Here is a 26,808-nt window from a genome sequence, read left to right on the forward strand (position 1 = left end):
AATGACCACGAAGCTTTCGGCTGCAACATTAAAAAAACTGCCCGCCAAGGTGGCCAAGCCAAAATATGACCGCCGCGAATTGAAGGCCGGTATCCTGCATTTCGGTGTCGGCAATTTCCACCGCGCGCACCAGGCCGTCTATCTGGACGATCTGTTCAATGCCGGTCTGGGTTGGGATTGGGCGCTGGTCGGCGCCGGCGTGTTCGACGGCGAGAAGACCGGGCGCGCCAAGCTCCAGCAGCAGGACTGGCTGACCACGGTGGTGGAGCAGGATCAGGCTCACAAGAATGCACGCGTCACCGGCGTAATGATCGATTTCCTGATGCCCGGCGATTCCGCTGCGATCGTTGAACGACTGGCCGATCCGGCTATCAGGATCGTCTCGCTCACCATCACGGAGGGCGGCTACTTCATTGATCCCGCATCCGGTATCTTCAATCCCGCTCATCCGGAAATCGCTGCGGACGCCGGCAACCTATCCGCGCCGAAGACCGTGTTCGGGATGATTCTGGCCGGCATCGTCCGCCGGCGGGAAGTCGGCATCGTTCCGTTCACCGTCATGTCCTGCGACAACATTCCTCACAACGGTCATGTCACCTCCGACGCGGTCGTAGGCCTGGCGCGACTCGTGGACGAGGACCTGGCCGAATGGATCGCCGACAACGTCGCCTTTCCCAACGGCATGGTCGACCGCATCACGCCGGCGACCTCGGAGCGTGAACGCGCTCTGCTGGCGCAGGATTTCGGCGTCGAAGACAATTGGCCGGTCTTTTGCGAGCCCTTCCGCCAATGGGTGCTTGAAGACCGCTTCACCAACGGCCGCCCGCCGTTGGAGAAGGTTGGCGTCCAGTTCGTCAAGGATGTCGCGCCCTACGAACTGATGAAAATCCGCATCCTCAATGGCGGCCACGCGACCATCGCTTACCCGGCGGGATTGATGGATATCCATTTCGTCCATGAGGCGATGCAGGAGCCGCTGGTTCGCGGCTTTCTGGCAAAACTGGAGCGCGAGGAGATCATCCCGACCGTACCGCCGGTTCCCGACACCAGCCTCGACGACTACTACAAGCTGATCGACAAGCGCTTCGCCAACCCGAAGATTGGCGACACGGTCAGGCGCCTGTGCCTCGATGGCTCCAACCGTCAGCCCAAGTTCATCATCCCCACCATCGCCGATCGTCTGAAAGCCGGGCAGGGCACGGCAGGGCTTGCGCTGGCCTCTGCCTTGTGGTGCCGCTATTGCTACGGCACCACAGATTCCGGCGCCATAATTGAGCCCAACGATCCGAATTGGGACCGAATGCAGGAAACGGCGAAGGCGGCCAAGGACACCCCTGCGGCATGGCTTGCGATGGAAGACATCTATGGAAAGGTCGGCCGCTCCGAAGCCTTTGCTGCCGATTTCGCCGCTGCCCTGCGGGCGCTGTGGCAGAACGGAACGCGCGAAACGCTGTCTGCCTATCTTGGCGGAAAGGCCTGAGCGACCTGCGTGAAGCCTGAACTCGTCATTTTCGATTGCGACGGCGTGTTGGTGGATAGTGAGGGGCTGTCCATGGCCGCGCTGCTCGACATGGTGGCTCAGGCTGGCGGCGCGATCGGCGAGGAGGTCGCTTATGAGCGGTTCCTCGGCCGCAGCATGGCTTCGGTCCGCGAAATACTGATGCAGGAATTCCGGCTCGCTATCACCGAGACTCACCTCTCCGCAATGCGCGTCGATCTGATGCGCAAATTCCGCGAGGAACTGAAGCCCATTGCGGGCGTCGCAGAATTGTTGGCCGGGATCCCGATCGCATTCTGTGTTGCATCTTCAGGTACCCTCGATCGCATCCGCTACTCGCTGGAAGTGACGGGGCTGCTCGGACTGCTGGAGCCGCACCTCTTCAGCGCGACAATGGTGGCGCGCGGCAAGCCGGCGCCGGACCTCTTTCTGCATGCGGCAGCGTCTATGGAAAAATCGCCCGCCGCATGTCTTGTGATCGAGGACAGCCCCGCCGGCGTCCAGGCTGCCCAGTCCGCCGGCATGCGGGTCGCAGCCTTCGTCGGCGGTTCGCACGCGGCTGGCCCCGGGCTCAAAGCGCGGCTTGCGTCGATGCATCCTGACTTTATATTCGCCGATATGCTGAAACTGCCCGGACTGATCGCGCAAATGGGAGAGGAAGTAGAAACCTCTTGAAGAACAGCTTTGTCTGCGCGGTCGATGTCGGCACCAGCAGCGCCCGTGCAGGCATACTGGACGAGCGCGGCAGGCTGCTCGGCCGGGCGGAAAAGCCGATCCTCATGCACCGGCCGAAAGCCGATCATGCCGAACACGATTCGGAAGACATCTGGTCGGCTGTCTGTGGCGCGGTGCGGCTCGCCCGCGAAAAAGCTGCCGTCGCCGCTGAAGACATCGTCGGCATCTCCTTCGACGCCACCTGTTCATTGGTGGTGCGTGACCGCCAGGGCGATCAACTCAGTATCTCGACAGCGGGTCAGCAGCGCTGGGACACGATCGTCTGGCTCGACCACAGGGCCATTCGTGAAGCCGACGAATGCACCGCAAGCGGGCATCGCGTGCTCGACTACATCGGCGGCGTCATGTCGCCCGAAATGGTCACGCCGAAACTGATGTGGCTGAAACGGCACCTGCCGGAAACCTGGTCGGAGGCAGGATATCTGTTCGACCTGACCGATTTTCTCACCTGGCGGGCTTCAGGGTCGCTCGCCCGGTCGCAATGCACGCTGGCGGCCAAATGGACCTATCTTGCCCATGAGAAAGAGGGTTGGCAGCGCGATTTCTTCGCCGGAATTGGCATTGGTGACCTCTTCGACCATGGCAACTTGCCGGAGAGGGCCTCGCCGGTCGGTGCAAATATCGGCAATCTCACACCTGAGGCCGCCAGGGCGCTGGGCTTAACCACACACTGCCTGGTCGGGGCAGGCGTCATCGATGCATATGCCGGCGCGCTGGGTGTCCTTGGCGGGTTTGCCGGCGACATCGACAATATCGGCCGGCATCTGGCGCTGATTGCCGGCACATCTTCCTGCGTCATGGCCATGTCTGCCGACCCGCAGCCCTTTGCCGGCGTATGGGGGCCTTATTACGAGGCAGCGCTCCCCGGATGCTGGTTGTCCGAGGGTGGCCAGTCCGCCACCGGCGCGCTGCTCGACCACGTCATCCGCTGGCACGGCGCCGGCGGCGAGCCGAACGCGGCCATGCATGCGCGCATCGCCGATCGGATCGGCGAACTGCGCTCCGTCGAAGGAGAGCACCTCGCTGCCCGCCTGCATGTGCTGCCCGATTTCCACGGCAACCGCTCGCCGCTGGCCGACCCGCACGCGGTCGGCGTCATCAGCGGCCTGACGCTCGATTCGTCCTTCGACAGTCTTTGCAAGCTTTACTGGCGCACCGCCATTGCCATCGCGCTTGGCGTGCGCCACATCCTCGATGCGCTGAATGAAAACGGCTACGTCATCGATACCCTGCATGTAACCGGCGGCCACACCAAGAACCCGCTGCTGATGGAGCTTTATGCCGACGCCACCGGCTGCTCCGTCGTTGAGCAGCTCGCTGACGAGGCCGTGCTGCTGGGCGCCGGAATGATCGCCGCCACCGCTGCCGGGCTCTACCCCAATCTCACCGCAGCCTGCATCGCGATGCAGCAGGGCAGCCGGAAACGCGCTTCAAACCCCGCCGCCCGCGGCCGTTTCGACCGGGATTATCGCGTGTTTCTGGAAATGCACCGCCAGAGGCAGGCGCTCGACGCCATTATCTGATAGCGGCTCCTTGGACCGGCCTTCGCGCGCTCTGGCTCAATCTCTTCCTCATCACGCATCTTGTTTTCGGCGGTTCCTTCGTTCAAAAACGGCTCACATCCGGCATTTTTCATGCCGCCTGGAAATGCGGCTTCCGGTCGAGACCGACGTGCCGCAACCTGAAAGAATGGAACATGTCTGCCATCGAAGCCTGCGCCAAAGCGCCGGAAAGTCTCTGGCGCTCCGAAGCAAAGGCGATGCTCTCCCTCGCCTGGCCCATGGTGCTGACCAATCTCGGCCAGACGGCGATGACGGCCACCGACGTGATGATGATGGGCCGGCTGGGACCGAACGCGCTTGCCGCGGGGGCACTCGGCGCCAACCTCTACTTCATGGTGCTGATCTTCGGCATGGGGCTCGTGCTGGCCACCGCGCCGATGGTGGCGACCGAACTCGGCCGCTTCCGCCATTCTGTCCGCGACGTGCGCCGTACGGTGCGGCAGGGCCTGTGGCTTGGTGTCTTCATCACCCTTCCGATCTGGATATTCCTGTGGAACGGCGAACGCATTCTGCTTGCTATGGGACAGGAGCCCGATCTCGCCCGCGAGGCGGGCATCTACCTGCGCTGGATGCAATGGTCGGTGCTGACCTTCTATGGCTACATCATTCTGCGCTCCTTCATCTCGGCGCTGGAGCGGCCGGGCTGGGCGCTGGCCATCATCTTTGCGGCGGTCGGTCTGAACGCAGCCATCAACTGGGTTTTCATGTTCGGCAATCTCGGCGCGCCGCGCATGGGCGTGGCCGGCGCCGGCCTGGGCACGACGCTGTCGTCGCTGTTTTCTTTCGTTGGCCTGGTCGTGGTGGTGCTGCTCGACCGGCGGTTCCGGCGCTACCATCTTTTTGGCCGGTTCTGGCGCTCCGATTGGCCTCGTTTCTGGGCCTTATTGCGCCTCGGCCTGCCCATTGGCGGCATCCTCGCCTTCGAAGTCACGATCTTCAACGCGGCGGCCTTTCTCATGGGCCTGATCGGCGCGGACTCGCTGGCCGCCCATGCCATCGCCCTGCAGATCGCCTCGATCACCTTCATGGTCCCCCTGGGCTTGAACCAGGCTGCCACCGTGCGGGTGGGTCTTGCCCATGGCGCACGCAACGTCGACGGCGTCAGCCGCGCCGGCTGGACCGCTTACATTTTGGGCGTTTCCTTCATGGCGTTGATGGCTATGACGATGATCTTGTTGCCGCGCCTTCTCATCAGCGCCTTTATCGATATCGACGATCCGGACAACCAGCACGTCGTAACGCTGGCCGTATCGTTCCTTGCCTTCGCGGCGCTGTTCCAGATATTTGATGGTGCCCAGGCGGTCGCGTCCGGAATGCTGCGCGGATTGCACGACACCACCGTGCCGATGATCTACGCCGCGCTCGGTTACTGGGGTGTCGGCCTGCCGCTCGGTATAGTGCTGGCCTTCCATTTCGGCTTCGCCGGCAGCGGCATCTGGATTGGGCTTACGGCCGGGCTTGCGGTTGTTGCAGCGTTGCTTCTTGTCCGTTGGCTGGGGCGAGACCGACTGTCGCCTTTCGTCGCAATCGGGCCCTGATCGTCGGACCGCCAGCGCTGCGGCTTTCGGTGTGACGGCCTGGTATTTTCTTTGCGCAAGCGCCCTGGGATAGGCAGCGCGTTTTCCAAATCAGTGCTATGAGGCAGTCGCGTAGGCGAATGCCAGCCGGAGGGTCGGATGCCAAAAACTGATATTGCGCGCAGGGTGTACAATCACACCTGGAAGCTCGATCCGATCGTGCGCAGCCTGCTCGATACCGACTTCTACAAACTGCTGATGCTGCAGATGATCTGGGGCATGTACCCCAAGGTCGACACCACCTTTTCCCTCATTAACCGCACCACCTCCGTTAGATTGGCGGACGAGATCGATGAGGGTGAACTGCGCGATCAGCTGGACCATGCCCGCACCCTGCGCTTCAGCAAGAAGGAGATGATCTGGCTGGGCGGCAACAATTTCTACGGCCGCAAGCAGATATTCGAGCCCGAATTCCTCGCCTGGCTGGAGGGATTCCGGCTGCCGGAATATGAGCTGCGCAAGAAGGACGGCCAGTTCGAACTCACCTTCTCCGGTCCGTGGATGTATACGACGCTGTGGGAAATCCCGGCGCTCGCCATTATCAACGAGCTGCGCTCCCGCTCCGCCATGAAGGCTTTCGGGCCTTTCGCGCTGGACGTGCTCTACGCCCGCGCCAAGGCCAAGATGTGGGCGAAGACCGAGCGCCTGAAGCGCCTGCCGGACATAAAGATTTCCGACTTCGGCACGCGCCGCCGCCATTCCTTTCTGTGGCAGCGGTGGTGCGTGGAGGCGTTGAAGGAAGGTATCGGCGAGGCATTCACAGGCACGTCGAACGTGCTGCTCGCCATGGACAACGATCTGGAAGCGCTCGGCACCAATGCGCACGAACTGCCCATGGTCTTCGCCGCGCTGGCAGAATCCGAGAAGGAGCTGAAGCAGTCGCCCTACCGCGTTCTGCAGGACTGGCAGCGTTACTATGGCGGCAATCTCCTGATCGTGCTGCCGGATGCCTTCGGCACGTCAGCCTTCCTGCGTGACGCACCGGACTGGGTCGCCGACTGGACCGGCTTCAGGCCGGACAGCGCGCCGCCGATCGAAGGCGGCGAGAAGATCATCACCTGGTGGCGCGAGCGGGGCCATGATCCGAAACAGAAGCTGCTCATCTTCTCCGACGGTCTCGAGGTCGAGACGATCGAGGAAACCTACAGGCACTTCCAGGGCAAGGTGCGCATGGCCTTCGGCTGGGGCACCAATTTGACCAATGATTTCGAGGACTGCGCGCCGACGCCGACTGACAGGCTCAACGCCATATCGCTGGTCTGCAAGGTCACCGAGGCCAATGGCCGTCCGGCCGTCAAGCTTTCGGACAATCCCGAAAAGGCCACCGGCGACAAGGACGAGATCGCGCGATATTTGCGGGTTTTCGGCGAGAAGGACCGGGTAAAGCAGCTGGTCAAGGTGTGATGCCTGTAGTTGGCGGGCCACAATGACCGTCACATCCTGCGGAGGATTGGCTCGCATCCGGGTGCCAATCCTCTGTGCGCTTGCAGTATTTGCCACATCTCCCGCCCTTGCCCATGCATCCGACCGCGGCCATGTGCTGCTTCTGCCCACGGGCTATTATCTGGTGGGGGGCGCATTCGCCGTCGCCATCTCCTTTATGGCGCTGGCGCTGCTGCCGCAGGGCTGCCTCGATCGGGTTTGGGGCCGTTCGCTCCAGCTGTTTACCCTGCCGGATACGCTTCGTCCCTATATAAGCCTGGTTTCATTTGCCGGCTTTGCGGTTCTGATTGCCGCTGGCTTTTTTGGCAGCCGCGATCCGCTGTCGAATCCGTTGCCGCTGTCCGTCTGGACACTGCTTTGGGTGGGGTTTGTCCTGCTGCAGGGCGTCGCTGGCGACCTGTGGTCGTGGTTGAACCCGTGGTACGGACCGTGGCGGATTGCGTCGTGGGTGACAGGCGGCCGAACGCCTTTGCGCTTGCCGGTCTGGCTCGGCTACTGGCCGGCGTTCATCCTGTTTGCCGCCTTTGCCTGGTTCGAACTGATTTATCCGGCCCCCGACGACCCCGAACGCCTGGCATGGACTGCCGGACTCTATTGGCTTTTCACCTTCGTCGCCATGCTACTCTTCGGCTGGCCGGAATGGAGCCGGCGCGGTGAATTCCTGACGGTCTTCTTGTCGCTGATTGCCCGTTTCGCCGTGCTGCGGCGCGACGGCCCGAACCTCTCGCTTTGCTGGCCGGGCGCGAAAATTCTGCACGTCCCCCCACTGCCCTTGAGCGGCACGGCATTCGTCCTGCTGGCGCTTTCGTCGGTGTCTTTCGACGGTCTGTCGAAGACGTTCTTCTGGCTCGGCCTGTTCGGCGTGAACCCGCTGGAATATCCCGGTCGCACCGCGTTGATGGGCGTCGGCACGCTCGGTCTCGCCTTGACCTTCCTTTTGCTCGCGGGGTTATTCCAGATCGCCATATTTCTCGGCCAGCGTCTCGCGGCTCCAGATTCGGCCGGGCTTGTCGAGGTGGCCGGCCTTCTGGTCTGGTCGATCATGCCGATCGCGCTTGCCTATCATGCCGCGCATTATTTGACGTTGCTGCTGGTCGACGGCCAATATGCACTGGCCGCGATTTCAGACCCGTTCGGGCTCGGATGGGATTTGTTCGGCACGGCGCAGATGCAGATAGAAGCCGGCATCGTTGCCGGCGCCGACTCCGCCTGGTGGCTGTGGAACATCCAGGCCGGCGTCGTCATCGCCGGACACCTGCTTGCCGTCCTTGTCGCGCATGCGCTGGCCGAGCGCCTTCATCCGGTAGCCTCGCGCGCAGTTCTCAGCCAGTTGCCGCTTACGCTGCTGATGATAGCTTATACGGTCTTCGGCCTGTGGCTGCTTGCCGCGCCCGCGGCCGGCTAGGTTGAGCGACGCAATGTTTCTTGTCAGCCATCGGCTTTGATGATTTGTAGAGCCGGTGAATTGAGCTCTCCGCGACAGGGCAATTCTCCCTGACGCTAGTCAAAGTCGAGAAGAGGGACCGCCGTGACCGACAGCAAGGGCTATTTCGATCTTTCCAAGAACCGGCTGAGCCGCCGCACCGCGCTCAAGGGTTTGGCGGCTGGCGCCAGCCTGGCCGCGGCGCCCGGTTTCGTCCGCTACGCGCAGGCGCAAAGCTCGGCTCCCATCAAGATCGGTTTCCAGTCGCATCGTACCGGCATCGGCGCCGCCTACGGCCGCTGGTACGAAAAGACGACAGCGGCGGCGGTCAAGGCCATCAACGCCGCTGGCGGCATCAATGGCAGGCCGGTCGAAGTCGTCATCGAGGACGACGGCACCGACCCCGGCCGCGGCGCCGAGGTGGTGGCCAAATTCGCCAACCAGCATAAGACGGACATCGTCTTTGGCACCTTGTTCTCGCATGTCGTCATCGGCTCGGCCCCGGCGGCAGGAGAGAACAAGATTCCCTATTTCGTCGTCAGCGAAGGTCACCATGTCGCCTCGACCAAGCTGAATCGCTACGTCTTTCAGCCCGGCATCACCGACGTCAAAAGCCAGATCCAGGCGATGGCGCCATGGATCGCTTCCAATGCAGGTAAAAAAGTCTGCCAGATATTCCCGGATTTCGCTTTCGGTTACGATCATCGTGACTATCTGCCTCCGGCGCTCAAGGCGCAGGGCGGCGAGGTGATCGCCCAGATCGCCATTCCGCCAACAGAGTCCTCCTTCACCAAATACCTGCCGCAGATTCCGGCTGAAACCGAAGTCATCTATCACGTGATGGTTGGGCCGGCGGTGCTCACCTTCGTCAAGGAACTGGGCGAATTCTACGGATCGAACCGCCCGCAGCTGTTCGGCTTCATCGATTCGCTCGAAGCCGTAGACATCAACAGCCCGGGCCTGGAGTTCCTCGATGGTAGCCACTTCTGGGAAGGCTCGCCTCGTTATGCGCAGGCGGACGATTCCGAAGCGCAGAAGGCCTATCGCGCCGCCGTCGGCATCGACGACAACGGTGCCGCTGTCGGCGATCCCAAGGATGTCTCGACCGCGGCCCACATGTTCGGCTGCTGGGAGACGCTCTACGTGGTCAAGAAGGCGATGGAAGACGCCGGCTACAAAGGGCCGGAGGACCGCGCCAAGCTGGTTGAAGCCACTGAGGCGCTGACCGAATTCGCGGAAGGTCCCGAACATCCGCAGGGAAAGAAGATCTTCAACGGCAAGATTCACCAGTGCTTCGGCATCCAGAACATCTCCAAGGTCGAGGGCGGCAAGCTCAAGGTCGTCCACAAGACCAGCATCGAAGATGGGTTGTACGAACCGGAAGGGGACTACACGACGCAGGCCTTATAGGCTCCGTCTCCTTCACCGATGGCCTTCGGACCGCACCTCCTCCTTGCCTCGCTGGAAGGGCTTGTCACCGCGGCGGTGCTGGCGCTGACAGCGCTCGGCCTGTCGCTGGTGTTCGGCGTCATGCGCATCGTCAATGTAGCGCATGGCGAGTTCTTCATGTTGGGCGCAGTGCTGGCCTGGGCCATCACCACGGCGATCACCGGGCATCCCGCGCTAGGCTTTCTCGCCGCGCTGGTGATCGCGCCGCTGCTTGTCGGCGCCGTGGCTCTTGTCGCAGAACGGGTGGTGCTTCGGAGGCTGAACTACAATCCCGAAGCCACCATCGTCGCCACCATCGGCCTGCTCTACATAATTCAGCAGCTTGCCCTGACCTTCTATGGGCCGGAGGCGCGGCCGGTCGAGCCGCCGTTCAACTATCGCATCCTTCTGCCCTGGTTCGGCTATTCGGGATACAAGCTCTCGGTCGTGGCGGCTTCGGCACTGTTGCTGGTGGCGACATGGCTGGTGCTGACCCGCACGAAGATCGGCATGGTCATGCGCGCCACGCAGTACGACCGGGAAACCGCGCAGGCTTTCGGCATTCCGGTCGAGCGCGTCTATGCCGGGGTCTTCGCCCTCGGCGCCATGCTGGCGGCGGTGGCGGCTGTGCTGATCGTGCCGATCAGCCAGGCGCATTATCTGATGGGGCAGGACCCGCTGCTCCTGTCCTTCATCGTCGTCATCATCGGAGGGCTCGGCTCGCTGCGCGGCACGGTGGTCGCGGCGCTCATCATCGGCCTTTCCGACGGCATCATTTCGGTGTTCTTCTCGCCGACGCTGGCCAAGATCATCGCGACGTTCCTCGTCGCCATGGTGCTGGTGTTCCGGCCGCAGGGCCTGTTTGGAACGACGGCACGATGAAGGGAGAGGCTTCAGCCCTGAAGGCCTATGGCCTCCATGTCGCGGTCATCGGCCTTCTGTTCGCTCTGAGCTTTGTTCTTCCGCCCTATCACCACGGTCTCGTCGCCCGCATCATGGTGCTGGCGACATTCGCGATGGGCTACAATCTGCTGTTCGGCTATGTCGGGCTGCTCAGCCTCGGCCATGCCATGTTCTTCGCCGCCGGCCTCTATGGCGCGGGTCTCTCCGTTTATCATCTGGGCTGGAGCGTTCCGCTCGCCTTCGCCGGCGGCATCGGTTGTGGTGCTGTGCTGGCGCTGGTGATCGGGCTGCTCGCGCTGCGCACCAGCGGCGTCGCCTTCATGATCGTCACCATGATGTTCGCGCAGGTCTTCTACCTGACAATCCTCTATTTCGCCCGCTGGACAGGCGGCGATCAGGGACTGGTCGTTCCGCAAGGGTCGAGAGTGATGTACCTCGGTGGCGCATCCTTCGATCTCACCAACCCTGCCGTTCGCTACAGGGTGGCGCTAGCGCTATTTGCCATCGTGCTGGCGGTGGTGCTTGTGCTTGTGCGCTCAGGCTTCGGACGGGTGCTGGTCGCCATCCGCGAAAACGAGGAGCGCACGAAGATGCTGGGCTTCGACACCTTCGCCAACAAGCTGGCGGCGGTGATTGTTTCTGGCACGATATGCGCCGCTGCCGGCGCGGCCTATGCGCTGCTGTTCGGTTATGTCGGGTCGAGCTTTGCCTCGGTGCAGTATTCGATCCTGCCGCTGCTCTGGGTGTTGCTCGGAGGGGCCGCCACGGCGCTCGGCCCGCTGGTCGGCACCCTGGCCATGTACTATGTCACCGATATCGCCAGCAGCTACACCTCCGCCTGGCTGCTGATCGTCGGCGTCATGCTGATCGTCGGCGTCTTGTTCTTTCCCAAGGGCGTACTGGGAACGATCCGGCAGCGCTGGCTGAGATGGCTGCCGTGACGCCGCTTCTGACCACCAGCAAGCTGTCGCGCAATTTCGGCGGTCTGCGCGCCGTGCAGGACGTCGACTTCAGCCTGTTGCCGGGCGAAATCCGCGCCGTCATCGGCCCCAACGGCGCCGGCAAGACCACTTTCGTGAGCCTGATCTGCGGGCGCATTCCGCCATCCTCGGGCCGCATCCTGTTCGATGGCGCCGACATCACCTCCCTGCCGGCGCATCGCCGGGTGCGCATGGGCATTGCCTACACGTTCCAGATCACCAGTATCTTCGCGAATTTGAGCGCCTATGACAATGTGGCGCTTCCGGTGCAGCGGACGCTGGCCGACGGCCGCTCGAGGCGAACGGTCCATGCCAGTGTGATGGAGGCTCTCGACCGCACCGGTCTGGCCGGACGAGCGCACACGCTGGCCGGTTCGCTCTCCTACGGTCACCAGCGTCTTCTCGAAGTGGCGATGGGTCTGGCGCTGAAGCCGCGCCTGCTCATTCTGGATGAGCCGACGCAAGGGCTCGCCGATAGCGAGATCGAGAACTTCATCGGCCTCGTCCGCGATATCGCCAAGGACGGAACGGTGCTTTTGATCGAACACAATATGCCCGTGGTCATGGAACTTGCAGGGCGCATCACCGTGATGAATGCAGGGCGGGTGCTGGCGGAGGGCTCGCCCGAAGAGGTGCGTGCCGATGCCCGCGTGCAGGAAGCCTATCTCGGGGTGGCGGCGCATGTCTGACATCCTAACCATCTCCGAGCTCGATTGCTTTTATGGCGAAGTTCAGGTGCTGCACGGCCTGAACTTGACATTGGCCAAAGGCGAGGTGCTGTGCCTGCTCGGCCGCAACGGCGCCGGCAAGACGACGACGCTGAAGGCGATCATGGGACTCGTGCCGGTGGCCGCCGGGTCGATCAGGCTCGGAGATCGGGAACTGACCGGTTTGCCGGCTCATGAAATTCCGAAAACCGGCATCGCCTATGTGCCGCAGGGCAGGCGTCTCTTTGCCGAGATGACGGTGGCCGAGAACATCGAGATCGGCCTGATGACGCGCGGCAAAGGCAAGGCGGTTCGCGAGGCCGTGCTGGACCTCTTCCCGGTGCTGCGCGAACGGCTGAAGCAACGTTCGGGCACGCTGTCTGGCGGCGAGCAGCAGCAGTTGGCAATGGCGCGGGCGCTTTGTGTCGAACCGCAGGTGCTGCTTCTGGATGAGCCGACGGAAGGACTGATGCCGTCGATGATCCAGAAGATACGCGAGACGGTGGCGCAACTGCGCGGCCGTGGCGTTTCCACCATTCTGGTCGAGCAGCGCGTCGATGCTGTCCTATCGGTCGCCGACCGCGTCGCCTTCATCGAGAACGGTCGCAACCGTGAGACAATGCCGGTCGAGGCCCTGCGCGCCGACCCTTCCGCTGTCCGCCGTTACGTCGGAGTCGGCTGATCTCAGCGGAAGAAAAGCAGGCTCGCCAGTATGAAGATCGGGATCAGCACCGCTCCCGACCAAAGCATGTAGCCGAAGAATCCCGGCATCTTCACCCCTTGATGGCGGGCGATGGCATAGACCATGAAGTTCGGGGCGTTGCCGACATAGGTGTTGGCCCCCATGAACACTGCGCCGGCCGAAATAGCCGCCAGCGTCGAGGCGAGGTCCGTCATCAACTTTTGGGCGTCGCCGCCAGCAAGCTCGAAGAACACCAGATAGGTCGGCGCATTGTCGAGAAAGGAAGACAGAGCGCCGGTCAGCCAGAAATAGGCGAGATCGTTCGGCTGGCCGTCGGCCCCGGTGACCAGCGCCACGAGCGGAGCTAGCGCTCCCGACGGTCCGGCGCGCAGGATGGCGATCACCGGCACGATGCAGATGAAGATGCCGGCGAACAATTTTGCCACCTCGGCGATCGGCCCCCAGGTGAAGCCGTTGGCGGCGCGGTATTCCTTGCGCGATATCGCCAGCGAAACCAGCGCCAGAGCGAGGATGACGATGTCGCGCGCGAGGTTCTGTATCTCGATCTCCACGCCCATGATGGAGAAGGCGGCGCCGGGTTTCCATGCGGCCGACATCAGGATCGCGGCGATGACGCCGGCCAGCAAAACAATGTTCGGCAGGCCGCGGATTCGAATCTTGGAATCCGGCGTCGGGTCCTTGATCTTCGGCGCGCCTTCCTCCCGCCCGTGGAAGTAGAAATCCATCGCCAGGAAGACGGCCAGCACCAGTCCGCCGACGAACAGCGTGTCCGGCAGGATGTGGATTGTGGTCCAGAAGAACTCGACGCCGCGCAGGAAGCCGACGAACAGCGGCGGATCGCCAAGCGGGGTCAGCGAGCCGCCAATGTTGGAGACGAGGAAGATGAAGAAGATGACGACATGGGCGTTGAAAGGCCGGTTGTCGTTGGCGCGAATGATGGGGCGGATCATGATCATCGACGCTCCGGTGGTACCGACCACGGAGGCGAGCATCGCGCCGATCAGCAGCAGCCCGGCATTCATCAACGGCGTGCCGTGAATGTTGCCCGCCACAAGTATGCCGCCGGAAATGGTGAACAGGGCAAACAGCAGGATGATGAAGGACATGTACTCGAGCAGAACCGCGTGCAGCACGGATTCGGTTGCCGCACTTGCCCCATAGGCCCAGGCCATCGGGGCGATTGCCAGCAAAGCCCAGCCCATGGTGATCTTTCCGTAGTGATGCTCCCAGACATGCGGGAAAAGCAGCGGCCCGGTAGCGATCGACAGCAGCAGACCGGCAAACGGAACTGCCCACCACAGCGACATCACGTCGCCGGGAAGAGCGTGGCTCTCCGCTGCAAAAGCCGTGACGGAAAAAAGCGTGGCAAAGGCCAGAGTGGCCAGCCCGGCCGCCAGCGTTAAAAATCGCACGTCGCCCAATCCCCGGTTACAATCCTCGACCCCGTTGAAAAACCTTGGATCGAATAATCCCTGGGGCGTTTGACAGGCAAAATCACGCCAGCGCAACCCCCGCTTCCCGGATTCGCGCCAGCATCGCGTCGAGCGAGCCGTTCAGGTCGATGGCGCGGCAGGCGTCGAGTTTGACGGTGACGCGAAAGCCTTGGCGGATCGCGTCGAGGGCCGAATAGGCGACGCAGAAATCGGTTGCCAGCCCGACCAGCGTGACTGCCGATATGCCACGTTCGCGTAAATAACCTGTCAGCCCCGTCGGCGTCTTGTGGTCATTCTCGAAAAATGCCGAATAGCTGTCGATGTTGGGCCGAAAACCCTTGCGCAGGACCAGTTCCGCCTTCCCCCAGGCAAGCCCGGAATGGAACCGCGACCCTGTGCTGCCCTGGATGCAATGATCCGGCCACAGGGTTTGCGGACCATAGTCCATCTCGATTGCCTCGAACGGTTTCCTGCCGGGATGGCTGGAAGCGAAGCTGGAGTGACCGGCAGGGTGCCAATCCTGCGTCATGACGACATGATCGGCATGACGGATCAGATCGTTGACGAGCGGAACGATCTCGTCGCCGCCGGCAACCGCCAGCGCCCCGCCGGGGCAAAAATCGTTCTGCATGTCGATGACGATCAAAGCTTCGTTGGACAAGAAAGCCTCCTCGCGAACGGAAGGCAGAAACTCGGCCAGATGGCCGCTTGCGTCAACCGCGAACCGTCCGTCGCCGCCTGCGAAACTCGGCTTTGACAATATGACGCGGCTTGATATCATTTGCATACGAATGAATTGGCCGGCACACCGGCTGGTCTTGGGGAAGGCCGCTCCTCGCGAAGTTTATGTCTGCGGTGAAATGGAAGGCAGGCGTGACTCGTTACGCAAAGCCCACCGAACTTGAACAGGCGCTCGCCCTGCTTGGCGAAGGATCCTGGCGAATACTTGCCGGCGGCACGGATTTCTATCCGGCCTTGGGCAACCGGCCATTGCGGGAAAATGTGCTCGACATAAACGGCCTCTCGGCGCTGCGCGGCATCGCCGAGAGGGACAACCATTGGTCTATCGGTTCGCGCACCGCCTGGACCGATCTCATCGGGCATGAGTTGCCGCCGGCCTTTGATGCCCTGAAGCAGGCCGCGCGTGAGGTCGGTTCGCAACAGATCCAGAATGTCGCGTCCATTGCCGGCAATCTCTGCAACGCTTCTCCGGCCGCCGACGGTGCTCCGGCGCTGATGGTGCTGGGCAGCGAGGTCGAACTGCGTTCTGCGGCGTCGACGCGATACCTCCCGCTCGAAGCCTTTATTCTCGGCAACCGGCGCACCGCCTTGCAGCCCAACGAGATGGTAACGGCCATTCGCGTTCCGAAGGCCGCCGCCACCGGCCGCTCGGCCTTCGTCAAGCTTGGCGCACGGCGCTACCTGGTGATTTCGATCGCCATGGCCGCCGCCCGGTTCGTCATCGAGAACGGAATAGTTGCGGAGGCTTCGATTGCCGTCGGTTCCTGCTCGGCGGTTGCTGTCCGCTTGGCGGGGCTGGAATCCCTGTTGCTGGGGAAATCGGTCAGGGAATTGCCGGACATCGTGCGCGATGCATCGATTGATGAACTCTCGCCCATCGATGATGTGCGTGGCACCGCCCTCTATAGGCGAGACGCAGCGCGGGAAATCGTCAGCCGCGCCATGCTCTCCGCCACCGGACTTGATTCCGCTGAAATAGCGGCCGGGATGGTTGCATGAGCATCGACGGCGTTGACATCGAGTTCGCGGTGAACGGAACGGCAGTTTCGGTCCGAACCCTGCCTGTTCGCCGCCTTTCGGCGCTGCTGCGCGATGATTTGCGGATGACGGGAACGAAGGTGGGCTGCGATGCCGGCGATTGCGGCGCCTGTACCGTGCTGGTCGAAGGGGCGCCAGTCTGCGCCTGCCTGGTGCCGGCTGCATCCGTGGCCGGGTGCTCCGTTACCACAGTAGAAGGGCTTGCCGCCTGCAATCTGTCGGCGCTGCAGGCATCCTTTCTAAAGCACGGCGCGGCCCAGTGCGGCATTTGCACGCCAGGCCTTCTCGTCGCGGCAACAGCCTTGCTGGAACGGAATGCCTCTCCAACCGAGGCGGAGGTGCAGGACGCGCTGGGCGGGATACTGTGCCGCTGCACCGGCTACCGCAAGATCGTCGCGGCAGTGATGGACGTCTCGTCGAATGCGCTCGGATTGGATCGCCGATGGCCGAGGGTGGGGCAGGCTGTGGGAGCGTCGCCGGTCCGGCTGGATGGTGTGCCGAAAGTGACGGGGGCTGAAAAGTTCGGCGCCGATTCCTTCCCGACGGACGCTTTGGCTGTGGCTGTGATCCGGTCGCCTTATTTCCATGCGGATTTCAGCTTTGGCGATCTTGCTGGATGGGCTGAGGGCCGGCCGGGCATCGTCGCTATCTTCACGGCGGCCGACATTTCCGGGCGCAATTGTTTCGGCGTCATCACGCCCTTTGCCGATCAGCCGGCGCTGGCCGAGGAAACGGCTAGGTTCCGCGGCGAGGCGGTGGCGCTGGTCGCGGGCGAGCGGGAAGCGATGCTCGCTCTCGACCTCACGGATTTTCCCGTGGAATGGCGCGAGCGGCCCAACATGCTGGAAGCGGCCGCTGCAACCGCCGAAGGCGCGTACCGCATTCATTCTGGCCGTGAGGGAAACCTGCTGACCAGCGGCTTTGTCGAACGCGGCGATCCTGACGAAGCGCTTGCCTGCGCGGCCTTCATCGTGTCCGGCGCCATCAGCACCTCCTATGTCGAACACGCCTATATCGAGCCGGAGGCAGGCCATGCCTATATGGACGGCGACACGCTGGTGATCGTCGCCTGTACCCAGGCGCCCTACATGGACCGCGACGAGACGGCCAAGGTGTTGGGACTCGCGCCTGAAAAGGTCCGCATCGTGCCGACCGCCACAGGTGGAGGTTTTGGCTCCAAGCTGGACATCTCGTTGCAGCCGCTGATCGGGCTCGTGGCATTGAAAACAGGCCGACCCGCCGCCCTTGCCTACACACGCGGCGAATCCATGATGTCGACGACCAAGCGTCATCCGGCACAGATGCAGGCGCGCATCGGCGCCGACGCCGAAGGCCGCATTGTCGGCATGACTTTCGCGGGCGAGTTCAACACCGGCGCCTATGCGAGCTGGGGGCCGACCGTCGCCAACCGCGTGCCGGTTCATGCCAGCGGCCCTTACCTCACGCCGAACTATCGCGCCTGGGGGCGGGCGATCCATACCAACGGCCCGATCTCAGGGGCCTTTCGCGGCTTTGGGGTGCCGCAGGCGACGCTCATGCAGGAAACCTTGTATGATGAGCTTGCCGCAAAGCTGAACATTGATCGGTTAGAGTTCCGGCTGCGCAATTGCCTTCGTAACGGTGCCGAAACGGTTACCGGACAATGGCTGGAAAGCGGCGTCGGCATTGCCGATTGCCTGGACGCGTTGAAGCCGCACTGGCGGCGTGCCCTGGCCGAGGCCGAAGCCTTCAATACATCGGACAGCGGCCTGAAACGTGGCGTTGGCATAGCCTCGTGCTGGTATGGTTGCGGCAACACGTCTTTGCCAAACCCGTCCACCATCAAGGTCGGCCTCTCGCAAAGAGGCGAGGTGGTGCTGCATCAGGGCGCGGTCGACATCGGCCAGGGTTCGAACACAGTCATCGCGCAGATTTGCGCAGACGCGCTTGGCGTGCCGCTGCAGTCGCTGCGCCTCAGGGGCGCCGACACCGCGATAACTCCCGACGCAGGCAAGACCTCGGCCTCGCGCCAGACTTTCATCACCGGCAAGGCCGCTCAAAAAGCCGGTCAGGCGCTGCGCGACGCGGTCCTGCGCTTTGCCAACGTTTCGGCGCAGGCCGAGCTCGATCTTGACGGATCGGTCGTGGTGATCCGCGAGGGCGAGGCCGTCCGGCGCATCGATCTGGCGTCGATGCCCGCGGATGCCGATGGCTTCGTCTTTGTGGCTGAGGAGACCTACGATCCGCCGGTGACGGCCATGGATGCCAAGGGCCAGGGTAAGCCTTATGCCGTCTACGGCTACGGCGCGCAGATCGCTGAACTCGAGGTCGATATGAAGCTCGGCACGGTGAAGCTCATCAAGATCACCGCGGCACACGACGTCGGCAAGGCGATCAATCCGATACTGGCGGAAGGCCAGATCGAAGGCGGTATCGCCCAGGGCATAGGCATGGCGCTGATGGAGGAATACATCCCCGGCCGCACCGAGAATTTGCATGATTATCTCATTCCGACAATCGGCGACGTGCCGCCGATTGAAACGATCCTTGTCGAGGTGCCCGATCCCGAAGGTCCGTTCGGCGCCAAGGGGCTGGGCGAGCATGTGCTGATCCCGACGGCACCGGCCATCCTGAACGCGATTCGCCATGCCACCGGCATTCTCGTCACCAAGGTTCCCGCCACCCCGTCACGGGTGCTGGCGGCGATCCAGGCAGGAAAGGACGCCGCATGAGCGAGCTTTCCGAACGGTTTGAAACCCACGATCCCGGTCAGAAGCAGATAGCCGAAAAGGTTCGCTGCGACGCCTGTCCCGTCATGTGCTACATCGCCGATGGCCGCACCGGAGCTTGCGATCGTTACGGCAACATAGACGGCCGCATCGTTCGCATGGACCCGCTGACGATCCTCGATCATGCGGCCGATGCCGGCGGCGCAGTCGTTCCCTTTGCCGTGGGGGACCGGGAGTGGAACGGCGATCTTGTCAGCACTGCGCGCCCGTTCGTCACCGCCATCGGCGCCGGCACGACCTATCCCGACTACAAGCCAGCGCCCTTCATCGTCAGCCAGGAGGTCGAGGGTGTCGATCTCGTGACGGTCGTCACCGAAGGCATCTTCTCCTATTGCGGCGTCAAGGTGAAGATAGATACGGACCGTCACCTCGGTCCCGAAACGGCGATGGTGCGAGCGCAGGGCGAGGCGGTCGGCCACGTGACAACAGGTGAATACGGCTCGCAGATGCTGTCGCTCGGCGGCGTGCAGCATCTGACCGGCGGCTCGAAGCAGGAAGGCCGCGTCACCTGCGACACACTGCTCGACCTTTGCAACCGCAAGCCCGTCGAACTGGCCATCGAGGGCGGTTCGACAGTCATTGTCGAAGCCGGCAAGCCGCCCGTTATCGACGGCAAGGCAGAGAGCCGCATGCGCGTCGGCTGCGGCTCCGCCACCATCGGCATGTTCGCCTCGCAATGGCGCGGGCTGGTCGACGAGGTCGTCGTGGTCGACGATCACATCACCGGTGTCGTGTCCGAGCATCAGGCCGGCAAGGTGCTGGGCTGGGAAGACACCGGCATCAGGATCGTCGGTCGCCGCTCAACCCCTGGCCGCTATTTCAAGGTGTCGGAACCAGGCATCGGCTGGGGCGGCACGAGCATTTCCGACCCGCTGTCGATTCTTGGCGACTGGAATGAGAAAAAAGGCGCTCGCCCCGGCCTGTCGCTGCTCATGGTGTCGACCACTGGCGAGCAGTTTGCCTACTACGAACTGGACGCGGCGTTGAAGCCGGTCGAAAAGCCGTTCCCTGAACGGCTGCGCAAATCGGTGGGCCTGATCGAGGACAATTGCGAGCCGGCGCTGTGCACGGTGCTGTTCATTGGCGGCGCGGGCGGTTCGCTGCGGGCCGGCGTCACCGAAAATCCGGTCAATCTCACCCGTTCCGTCCAGGGGATGAAAACCTATGTCACAGTTGGCGGCGCGCCGGTCTATGTCTGGCCCGGCGGTGGCATCACCCTGATGGTGGATGTCACCCGCGTGCCCGAAAACGCCTTCGGCTATGTGCCGACCCCGGCGCTGGTGGCGCCGATAGAGTTCACGCTGAGACGGGATGACTACATAAGGCTTGGTGGCTACGCGGACGAAATCCGCAGCGTCGAAGACGTCAAAGCGCGCGGCGGCGAATATCTCAATGCCCGGCGCGACAGGGACGCTCCACCCAGCAATCCGTGGCCACCGCTGGCGCAATTACACAGAGGTGGCGAGGGTGGCCGATCATGAACGGCCCGCAGGCGCACTGGCTGGAAGACGGCAGGCGGCTTCATCTCAATCACGGACCTATCGATCTTGTCATCGAGGTTTTCGGACCGCCGACCGAACGCCGGTTGGCTTACGAGCAAGCAATCGCCCGCTTCGAGACAGTGCTCGGCGAACTGGTGGAGGAACTGGCCGAACTTCGCCGGCCGGCCACTCCTGGGCCCCGGCCTTTCTGGCGCACAACTGCTCGCCGTATGGAGCAGGCGGTTTCGCCACTCGCCCATACCTTCATCACGCCGATGGCGGCCGTGGCCGGCTCGGTCGCGGATGAAGTGCTGGCGGCTCTGGTGGCGGGCCGTACGCTCGACAAGGCCTATGTCAACAATGGCGGCGACATCGCTTTGCATCTGGCCCCGGGCCAGACGATGACGTTGGCGATCGGCGGAACCGGCCATGGCCTCTCGGACCGTATCGCTATCAGCGCCGACAACCCGGTGCGCGGCATCGCCACCAGCGGCTGGCGTGGGCGGTCTTTCTCGCTTGGCATTGCTGATGCCGTCACGGTGCTGGCCCGCAATGGCGCTGCTGCCGACGCCGCCGCAACGCTGATCGCCAACGCGGTCGATCTGCCGGGCCACCCCGCGGTGGCGTGTCAGGCGGCGTGCGAACTGGCACCGGACAGTGATCTCGGCGATCGGCTGGTGACGACTGGCGTGGGATATTTGTCCGAGCAGGATATTGAAACGGCATTGTCCGCCGGCCTTGGGGTGGCGGAGGATTTTCGCCGGCGCGGCCTGATCGAGGCGTCGGCATTGTTCCTTGCAGGCAGATGTGTGATGACGGGCCCATTCCCGTCGAAGAGTTCTCTTTCGCCGCCGGCTGGAACCATCGACCAGTCATTCGCCAGGGGTCCTGCCCATGCCTGACTTTCCCGTCCGCAAGATCGCCGTCATTACCGAGGAAATCCTTCATGAAGGTGGTCCGGCTCCCGCGATGCCGCGTCGCCGCGCCGCCGCGTGGGCAATCGTGCAAAACCCGTTTGCCGGCAAATATGCCGCCGATCTGCAGCCGGCGATGGATGATCTGAAGCCGCTTGGCCTTGACCTTACCGACCGATTGATCGCTGCGCTGGGCGGCGATGTCGTGCAGATTGACGGCTACGGGAAGGGCGCCATTGTCGGCAGCGCAGGCGAGATCGAACATGGCGCGCTTTGGCATGTGCCGGGCGGTTATGCGATGCGGGAGCGCCTCGGTCAGGCCAAGGCGATTGTGCCCTCGGCGATGAAGGTCGGCGGCATTGGCGCGACACTGGACGTGCCGCTCGGACACATCAACGCCGCCTATGTGCGCAGCCATTTCGACGCCTTCGAGGTGCGCGCCGGCGACGGCCCCCGCGCGGACGAAATCCTGTTTTGCCTCGCCATGGCCTGTGGCCCGCGTATCCACAGTCGTATGGGTGGGTTGGAAGCCAAGGACATCAAGTTGTGGGACGGCCAGCGATGACCGGCGAAAGCAGTCTCCTCAAGATCGTCGAGGCCGATGCCGCCACGGACGAGGCCTATCACCTGCAGGAGCAGGTGGGCTTTATCCTGCGCAAGGCGCACCAGCGCCATGTCTCGATTTTCGCCGCTCATATCGCCGACCTGACGCCGCCACAGTTTGCGGCGTTGGCGAAGCTTCACGACGTCGGCGAGACCTCGCAGAACCAGCTTGGCACGCTTGTCGCCATGGACGCAGCCACGATCAAGGGTGTCATCGACCGGCTGAAGGCGCGAGGATTGGTCGATCTTTCCAGGCATGATGCCGACAAGCGCAGGCTGATGGTGAGCCTGACCGCCGAGGGAAGATCGACCATCGAGCGGCTCATCCCGCTGGCGCAGCAGGCCACACAGGAGACGCTGGCGCCGCTGACGGACAAGGAAATCGCCATTTTCCTGAAGCTTCTGGCAAAGCTTGCCTGAGCCCCGCATTCATGAGGAGGCGCGGGTGACTGATCCGGTGGACAAGCCCCGAAACGCCCTCTGGCGCTGTCTCTATACGCAGGGCCATGACGCCGCACTGCTCACGACTGTCTCCAACGGCTGGAAGCTGACCGGGACAGCCGTGTTCCGGGGCGACAACGGGCCGATGTCAGCCGGTTACTCGGTCGAAATGGACGAGGCCTGGGTAGCGTTTCGAGGCGCCGTCGCGGGCTTTTCCGGCGGACGGCATTTTCGACACGAAATTGAAAAGACGGCGGAGGGCTGGATGCTCGACGGCAGGCCTAACGGGCTGGTGGAACTGACCGATCTCGATTTCGGCTTCACGCCCGCAACCAATTTCCAGCAGTTGCGGCGTGCAAACTTGCATATTGGCGAAAGGGCTGAATTCTCCGTCGTCTGGTTCGACATAGGCAGGGAGCGCTTGCTTGATTTGCCGCAGATATACGAACGGCGCGACGACACCCACTATTGGTATGAGTCGCCCACGAGCGGATATCGGGCCACGCTCGAGATCGACAGCAGCGGTTTCGTTCGGCTCTATCCGGAACTGTGGCAGATGGAGGATCGGACAGCTTCAGCGGTATGAGGTTCCGAACAGCCGCTCCGCCTGCTCCGGCGTATAGTAACCCATCTCCACATCGCGGCGGATCAGCTCGGGGCTGCGCTCCGCCGGATCGCCATAGCCACCGCCGCCTGGCGTCGCCACCCGTACACGGTCGCCGGCCTTGAGAGGAATGTCCTGTTCCTTGGAAAGATGCGGCGGCACATGTGCCTCACCATCCCGGAAAACCGTTACCTCGTTCACTGCGCCGTCCCCGCCACCCAGAACGCCCTGCGGTCCGAAGCGGCCGTGGTCCATGACGAAGGAGGCCCGCGCCTCGCCGCGCAAAATCTCCACCTCATAGGCGAGACCGAAGCCGCCGCGATGCTTGCCGGCGCCGCCGGACCCTTCACGCAAGGCATAGTGGCGGTAGAGCACGGGGAATGCCTGCTCCATGATCTCGACCGGCGGGGACTTCGAAATGCCGATGGTCGAGCAGCCGTTGGAGAGGCCGTCATGGCCGGCATTGCCGCCATAGCCGCCGCCGGAAATCTGGTACATGACATAGTCACGCCCGCGCAGCGGATCGCTGCCGCCAAGCGCGAAATTGCCGCTCGATCCGGCCGGGGCCGCCGTCACTTTTTCCGGCAATGCCTGAACCATCGCCGCGAATACGGCTTCGGCGATGCGCTGCGAAACCTCAGCCGCGCAGCCCGAGACGGGGCGTGGATAATGCGCATCGAGGAAGGTGTCCTCCGGCGTATTGACGACAAGCGGCTCGAAGGCGCCGGCGCTGATCGGAACGTCGGGAAAGATGTGGCGCATGGCGAGATAGACAGACGACAGCGTCGTCGCCAGAACGCTGTTCATCGGCCCGGCGCAGGGTTTCGACGATCCTGTAAAGTCGAACGTCAGCCTGTCGGTCGTCTTCTCGATAGCCAAAGCGATGGTCAGCGGTTCGTTCACGACGCCGTCTGAGTCCACGAACGCCTTGGAGCGATAAGTGCCATCCGGGATGGCGGCGATATGCGCGCGCATCTGGTCGGCGGCGCGGCGGCGCAGTTCCGCAATGGCCTCGGAGACTGTTTCGTCGCCGTAACGGTCCAGGATTTCGTTCACCCGGTCTTGCCCGACCAGCAAGGCGGCTGCCTGCGCCTTGATGTCGCCGATGCGCTGGTCCGCGACCCGGATGTTGGATGAAATGATGGCATGGATCTCGCGGTCGAGCACGCCTTTCTTGAACAGCTTAACCGGTGGCAGCCGCAGGCCTTCCTGCTCGACGGCTGTTGCGGAAGCCGAGAAGCCGCCCGGTACCGAGCCGCCAATGTCGGGCCAATGACCGGTGTTGGACAGCCAGCAGAAGATGCGGCCCGCCCGGTAAAGCGGCATGACAAAGCGGACATCCATCAGATGCGTGCCCCCGAGATAGGGGTCGTTGACGATGTAGATGTCGCCTTCCTCGGGCGGCAGGCAGCGCCCGTCGGCGATCATCTCGATAACAGTTCTCGTCGAATACTGCATGACGCCGACGAACACCGGCAGGCCCTGGCTGCCCTGTGCGATCAGCGAACCGTCAGCTGCCGAATAAATGCCGTCCGAGCGGTCGTTGGCTTCCGCGATGACGGGCGAAAAGGCGGCGCGCGAAAATGTCAGGTCCATCTCGTCGCAGGCCTGCTGCAGCGCCGCCTGGATGACGGAAAGAGTGATGGCGTCGAGGGTGGTCATCGTCCCACCTCGACGACCAGATTCCCATCCGCGTCGCTCTGCGCCCGGTCGCCCGGCTCCATCACCGTGGTGCAGTCCATCTGCTCGAGGATCGCAGGACCCTCGATCGCGGCATCGAGCGGCAGCTTTTCGCGATCGTAAACCGGCGTATCGTGCCATGTCCCGCCGTACCAGACAGGCCGGACCTCGCGCAGCGCGGCATCAAGGCTGGAAGCTCGCCCGGCCGGATCGATCAGCCGGCTAAGATCGAGCGGCGTCCGCACGCCGGTGACGGATGTGTTGAGATTGACCAGTACGGCGCGGATTTCCGGCAGTTCGACCCTGAAACGGGCGAAATAGGCACGCTCGAACAAATCTTGCAGCACCGCCCGTTCGATGTGGGGCGAGGGGAGCGGCACGTTGATGATATGCGTCTGGCCGATGAACTGCATGTCCGCCGAATGGGTGACGCGAATCGTTTCAGGCGTCACCGCTTCCTTGGCGATCAGCGCGGCGCCTTCTGACCTGTGGCGCGCCAGAATGCCCGCCGCCTGTGCTACATCGAGGCCGCCGACCGGCTGGTTGATCGTGTTGACGAAATCGTGGCGCATGTCGGCCACCACGCAGCCCAATGCATTGGTGATGCCCGGCCGCGCGGGCACCAGTACGCGCGGCAGGCCGAGCTCTCGCGCCAGCGCCGAGGCGTGCAGCGGTCCCGCGCCGCCGAAGGCGAACAGGGAAAAGTCGCGCGGGTCATGCCCCCGTGCAACCGAGACCATGCGGATCGCCCCCGCCATCTTGATGTTGCCGAGGCGCAGAACGGCGCCTGCGGCGTCAACGCCCGACAGTCCGGTCGCCCGGCCGATCTTGTCTTCGAATATTCGCGTGACGCTCTCCATCGAAATCGGATGATCGACCGCCAAAAGCTTTTTCGGCGCCAATCGGCCAAGCACCAGGTTGGCGTCGGTCACGGTGGGCTCGCTGCCGCCGCGGCCATAGCAGATCGGGCCAGGGTTGGCGCCCGCGCTTTCCGGTCCAAGCTGGATGAGACCTGCCGCATCGACGCGCGCGATCGACCCGCCGCCGGCACCCACCGTATGCACCGCGACCATCGGCACATGGATCGGCATCCCATATTCGATTTCGATTTCGTTGGAGACGGCCGGTTCGGCGTTGCGGATCAACGCCACATCGGTCGAGGTGCCGCCCATGTCGTATGTGACGAGATTGGGGAACCCGGCGCGCTTGCCGGTATAGGCGGCGGCGATGACGCCGGAGGCGGGTCCCGACATCACGGTCTTTGCCGACTCTGCGGTGACGAAACGGGCCGAGATCATGCCGCCATTGCCGTTCATGATCAGGAAGTCGCGCGCATAGCCCTGCGCGGCCAGTTCCTTGCGCAGCCTGGCGACATACCGTTCCAGTATGGGCTGGACGGAGGCGTTGACGGCGGCGGTGACGCCGCGCTCGAACTCGCGCGCTTCCGACAGAAGCGCATGGCCGGCGGTGATGTGGCCGTTGGTCCAGATCTCAGCGGCGATCTCGGCCGCGCGCCGCTCGTGCGTGGGATTGGCGTAGGAATGGAGGAAGTGGATGACGAGGGATTCGCAGCCGGCTTCGACAAGGCGCTGCACGGCCTCGCGCACTTCTTGCTCGTCGAGCGCGACACGGATCGCGCCGCCGGCTTCGACGCGCTCCGTCACCTCCAGCCGCAGATTGCGAGGAATGACGGGCACGAATGTTCCGGTCATCCCGTAGGCCTGTGGCCGGGTGCGCCGGCCGAGCTCGATCACGTCGCGGAACCCCCGCGTGGTGATCATGCCGGTTTTCGCCAGACGCCGCTCGAGCACGGCATTGGTGGTGGTCGTCGTGCCGTGGACGATGAGGTCGATGTCGGAGACTGGGAATTGCGTGGCGCCAAGCGCCGAAACCACGCCGAAGGCCTGGTTCTCCACGGTGGTGGGTATCTTGGCGATGTGGACGCTTCCGCCGTCGCGCGCGTCGATCAAAAGCAGGTCTGTGAAGGTGCCGCCGACATCGATGCCCGCGACGACGCTGCCGGCCGCGGCCGAAACTTTCTCATTCATTCCCGAAACCCGAAATGCTCGAACTACGGATATGTATCAGTTTGGAAAGGCGTTTCTCTCACTTATCTTGACTCGAAGATCGTTTGTATACTAATAGT

22 protein-coding genes are annotated in these 26,808 nt (G+C 63.2%); 18 read left to right on the forward strand and 4 right to left on the reverse strand.

Going from position 1 to position 26,808, the window contains the following annotated elements; translation table 11 throughout:
* Position 1 precedes the first annotated feature (1 nt).
* From ASD44_RS15965 to ASD44_RS16015, 11 genes are all read left to right on the forward strand, one after another.
* Positions 2 to 1,480 (forward strand): mannitol dehydrogenase family protein, encoded by a 1,479-nt coding sequence (locus ASD44_RS15965; RefSeq protein ID WP_056116349.1) that lies wholly within the window; start codon positions 2 to 4, stop codon positions 1,478 to 1,480.
* Between the two features lie 9 nt (positions 1,481 to 1,489).
* A complete protein-coding gene (locus tag ASD44_RS15970) occupies positions 1,490 to 2,173 on the forward strand; it encodes an HAD family hydrolase (RefSeq protein WP_056114118.1) in 684 nt (227 codons plus the stop codon).
* Positions 2,170 to 3,756 carry an FGGY-family carbohydrate kinase gene (locus ASD44_RS15975; RefSeq protein WP_056114122.1) on the forward strand — a complete coding sequence of 529 codons (1,587 nt, stop codon included), beginning with the start codon at positions 2,170 to 2,172 and terminating at the stop codon, positions 3,754 to 3,756. Before ASD44_RS15970 ends, ASD44_RS15975 begins: the two co-directional genes overlap by 4 nt.
* A 173-nt stretch (positions 3,757 to 3,929) precedes the next feature.
* Positions 3,930 to 5,333 carry an MATE family efflux transporter gene (locus tag ASD44_RS15980; protein ID WP_056114125.1) on the forward strand — a complete coding sequence of 468 codons (1,404 nt, stop codon included), beginning with the start codon at positions 3,930 to 3,932 and terminating at the stop codon, positions 5,331 to 5,333.
* Between the two features lie 138 nt (positions 5,334 to 5,471).
* Positions 5,472 to 6,776 carry a nicotinate phosphoribosyltransferase gene (pncB, locus tag ASD44_RS15985; RefSeq protein WP_056114128.1) on the forward strand — a complete coding sequence of 435 codons (1,305 nt, stop codon included), beginning with the start codon at positions 5,472 to 5,474 and terminating at the stop codon, positions 6,774 to 6,776.
* 22 nt (positions 6,777 to 6,798) lie between these two features.
* Positions 6,799 to 8,220 carry a hypothetical protein gene (locus ASD44_RS15990; protein ID WP_056114131.1) on the forward strand — a complete coding sequence of 474 codons (1,422 nt, stop codon included), beginning with the start codon at positions 6,799 to 6,801 and terminating at the stop codon, positions 8,218 to 8,220.
* 123 nt (positions 8,221 to 8,343) lie between these two features.
* On the forward strand, positions 8,344 to 9,648 hold the full coding sequence (locus tag ASD44_RS15995) for an ABC transporter substrate-binding protein (RefSeq protein WP_056114134.1): 1,305 nt from the start codon (positions 8,344 to 8,346) through the stop codon (positions 9,646 to 9,648).
* 18 nt (positions 9,649 to 9,666) lie between these two features.
* Positions 9,667 to 10,548 (forward strand): branched-chain amino acid ABC transporter permease, encoded by an 882-nt coding sequence (locus ASD44_RS16000; RefSeq protein ID WP_056114138.1) that lies wholly within the window; start codon positions 9,667 to 9,669, stop codon positions 10,546 to 10,548.
* On the forward strand, positions 10,545 to 11,510 hold the full coding sequence (locus ASD44_RS16005; RefSeq protein WP_056114143.1) for a branched-chain amino acid ABC transporter permease: 966 nt from the start codon (positions 10,545 to 10,547) through the stop codon (positions 11,508 to 11,510). The genes ASD44_RS16000 and ASD44_RS16005 overlap by 4 nt, the downstream gene beginning before the upstream one ends.
* A complete protein-coding gene (locus ASD44_RS16010) occupies positions 11,507 to 12,238 on the forward strand; it encodes an ABC transporter ATP-binding protein (protein WP_056116360.1) in 732 nt (243 codons plus the stop codon). Before ASD44_RS16005 ends, ASD44_RS16010 begins: the two co-directional genes overlap by 4 nt.
* Positions 12,231 to 12,938 (forward strand): ABC transporter ATP-binding protein, encoded by a 708-nt coding sequence (locus ASD44_RS16015; protein WP_056114145.1) that lies wholly within the window; start codon positions 12,231 to 12,233, stop codon positions 12,936 to 12,938. Before ASD44_RS16010 ends, ASD44_RS16015 begins: the two co-directional genes overlap by 8 nt.
* A 2-nt stretch (positions 12,939 to 12,940) precedes the next feature.
* Here the strand turns inward: ASD44_RS16015 and ASD44_RS16020 are convergent, their stop codons facing one another.
* Together ASD44_RS16020 and pncA are read right to left on the reverse strand one after the other, a co-directional pair.
* Positions 12,941 to 14,356, reverse strand: coding sequence for a sodium:proton antiporter (locus ASD44_RS16020; RefSeq protein WP_056116363.1), 1,416 nt, complete (start codon positions 14,354 to 14,356; stop codon positions 12,941 to 12,943).
* Between the two features lie 97 nt (positions 14,357 to 14,453).
* Positions 14,454 to 15,053: a bifunctional nicotinamidase/pyrazinamidase gene (pncA, locus tag ASD44_RS16025; protein ID WP_056116365.1), complete on the reverse strand. Its 600-nt coding sequence runs from the start codon at positions 15,051 to 15,053 to the stop codon at positions 14,454 to 14,456.
* A gap of 212 nt (positions 15,054 to 15,265) precedes the next feature.
* Here pncA and ASD44_RS16030 point away from each other — a divergent pair, with 212 nt between their 5' ends.
* Genes ASD44_RS16030 through ASD44_RS16060 form a run of 7 tightly spaced genes read left to right on the forward strand, consistent with a single transcriptional unit; the run spans position 15,266 to position 22,964 of the window.
* Positions 15,266 to 16,132, forward strand: a complete 867-nt coding sequence (locus ASD44_RS16030; RefSeq protein ID WP_056116368.1) for a xanthine dehydrogenase family protein subunit M — start codon at positions 15,266 to 15,268, stop codon at positions 16,130 to 16,132.
* Positions 16,129 to 18,882 carry a molybdopterin-dependent oxidoreductase gene (locus ASD44_RS16035; protein ID WP_056114149.1) on the forward strand — a complete coding sequence of 918 codons (2,754 nt, stop codon included), beginning with the start codon at positions 16,129 to 16,131 and terminating at the stop codon, positions 18,880 to 18,882. The genes ASD44_RS16030 and ASD44_RS16035 overlap by 4 nt, the downstream gene beginning before the upstream one ends.
* Positions 18,879 to 20,420: a hypothetical protein gene (locus tag ASD44_RS16040; RefSeq protein ID WP_056114151.1), complete on the forward strand. Its 1,542-nt coding sequence runs from the start codon at positions 18,879 to 18,881 to the stop codon at positions 20,418 to 20,420. The genes ASD44_RS16035 and ASD44_RS16040 overlap by 4 nt, the downstream gene beginning before the upstream one ends.
* Positions 20,417 to 21,322, forward strand: coding sequence for a UPF0280 family protein (locus tag ASD44_RS16045; protein ID WP_056114154.1), 906 nt, complete (start codon positions 20,417 to 20,419; stop codon positions 21,320 to 21,322). Before ASD44_RS16040 ends, ASD44_RS16045 begins: the two co-directional genes overlap by 4 nt.
* Positions 21,315 to 21,899 carry an amino acid synthesis family protein gene (locus ASD44_RS16050; protein WP_056114157.1) on the forward strand — a complete coding sequence of 195 codons (585 nt, stop codon included), beginning with the start codon at positions 21,315 to 21,317 and terminating at the stop codon, positions 21,897 to 21,899. The genes ASD44_RS16045 and ASD44_RS16050 overlap by 8 nt, the downstream gene beginning before the upstream one ends.
* Entirely contained in the window at positions 21,896 to 22,357 is a 462-nt protein-coding gene (locus ASD44_RS16055) for a MarR family transcriptional regulator (RefSeq protein ID WP_056114162.1), read from the forward strand. Before ASD44_RS16050 ends, ASD44_RS16055 begins: the two co-directional genes overlap by 4 nt.
* Positions 22,358 to 22,382: 25 nt before the next feature.
* Positions 22,383 to 22,964: a putative glycolipid-binding domain-containing protein gene (locus ASD44_RS16060; protein WP_056206848.1), complete on the forward strand. Its 582-nt coding sequence runs from the start codon at positions 22,383 to 22,385 to the stop codon at positions 22,962 to 22,964.
* Here ASD44_RS16060 and ASD44_RS16065 read toward each other — a convergent pair.
* Together ASD44_RS16065 and ASD44_RS16070 are read right to left on the reverse strand one after the other, a co-directional pair.
* Positions 22,953 to 24,644, reverse strand: a complete 1,692-nt coding sequence (locus tag ASD44_RS16065; RefSeq protein ID WP_056114167.1) for a hydantoinase B/oxoprolinase family protein — start codon at positions 24,642 to 24,644, stop codon at positions 22,953 to 22,955. The two genes, ASD44_RS16060 and ASD44_RS16065, sit on opposite strands and share 12 nt — an antisense overlap.
* The gene (locus ASD44_RS16070; RefSeq protein ID WP_056114170.1) at positions 24,641 to 26,710 is read right to left on the reverse strand and encodes a hydantoinase/oxoprolinase family protein; all 2,070 of its coding nucleotides are present in this window, start codon (positions 26,708 to 26,710) and stop codon (positions 24,641 to 24,643) included. Before ASD44_RS16070 ends, ASD44_RS16065 begins: the two co-directional genes overlap by 4 nt.
* Between the last annotated feature and the right edge of the window lie 98 nt (positions 26,711 to 26,808).

This window comes from Mesorhizobium sp. Root554, from assembly GCF_001427025.1.
Lineage (GTDB): Bacteria > Pseudomonadota > Alphaproteobacteria > Rhizobiales > Rhizobiaceae > Mesorhizobium.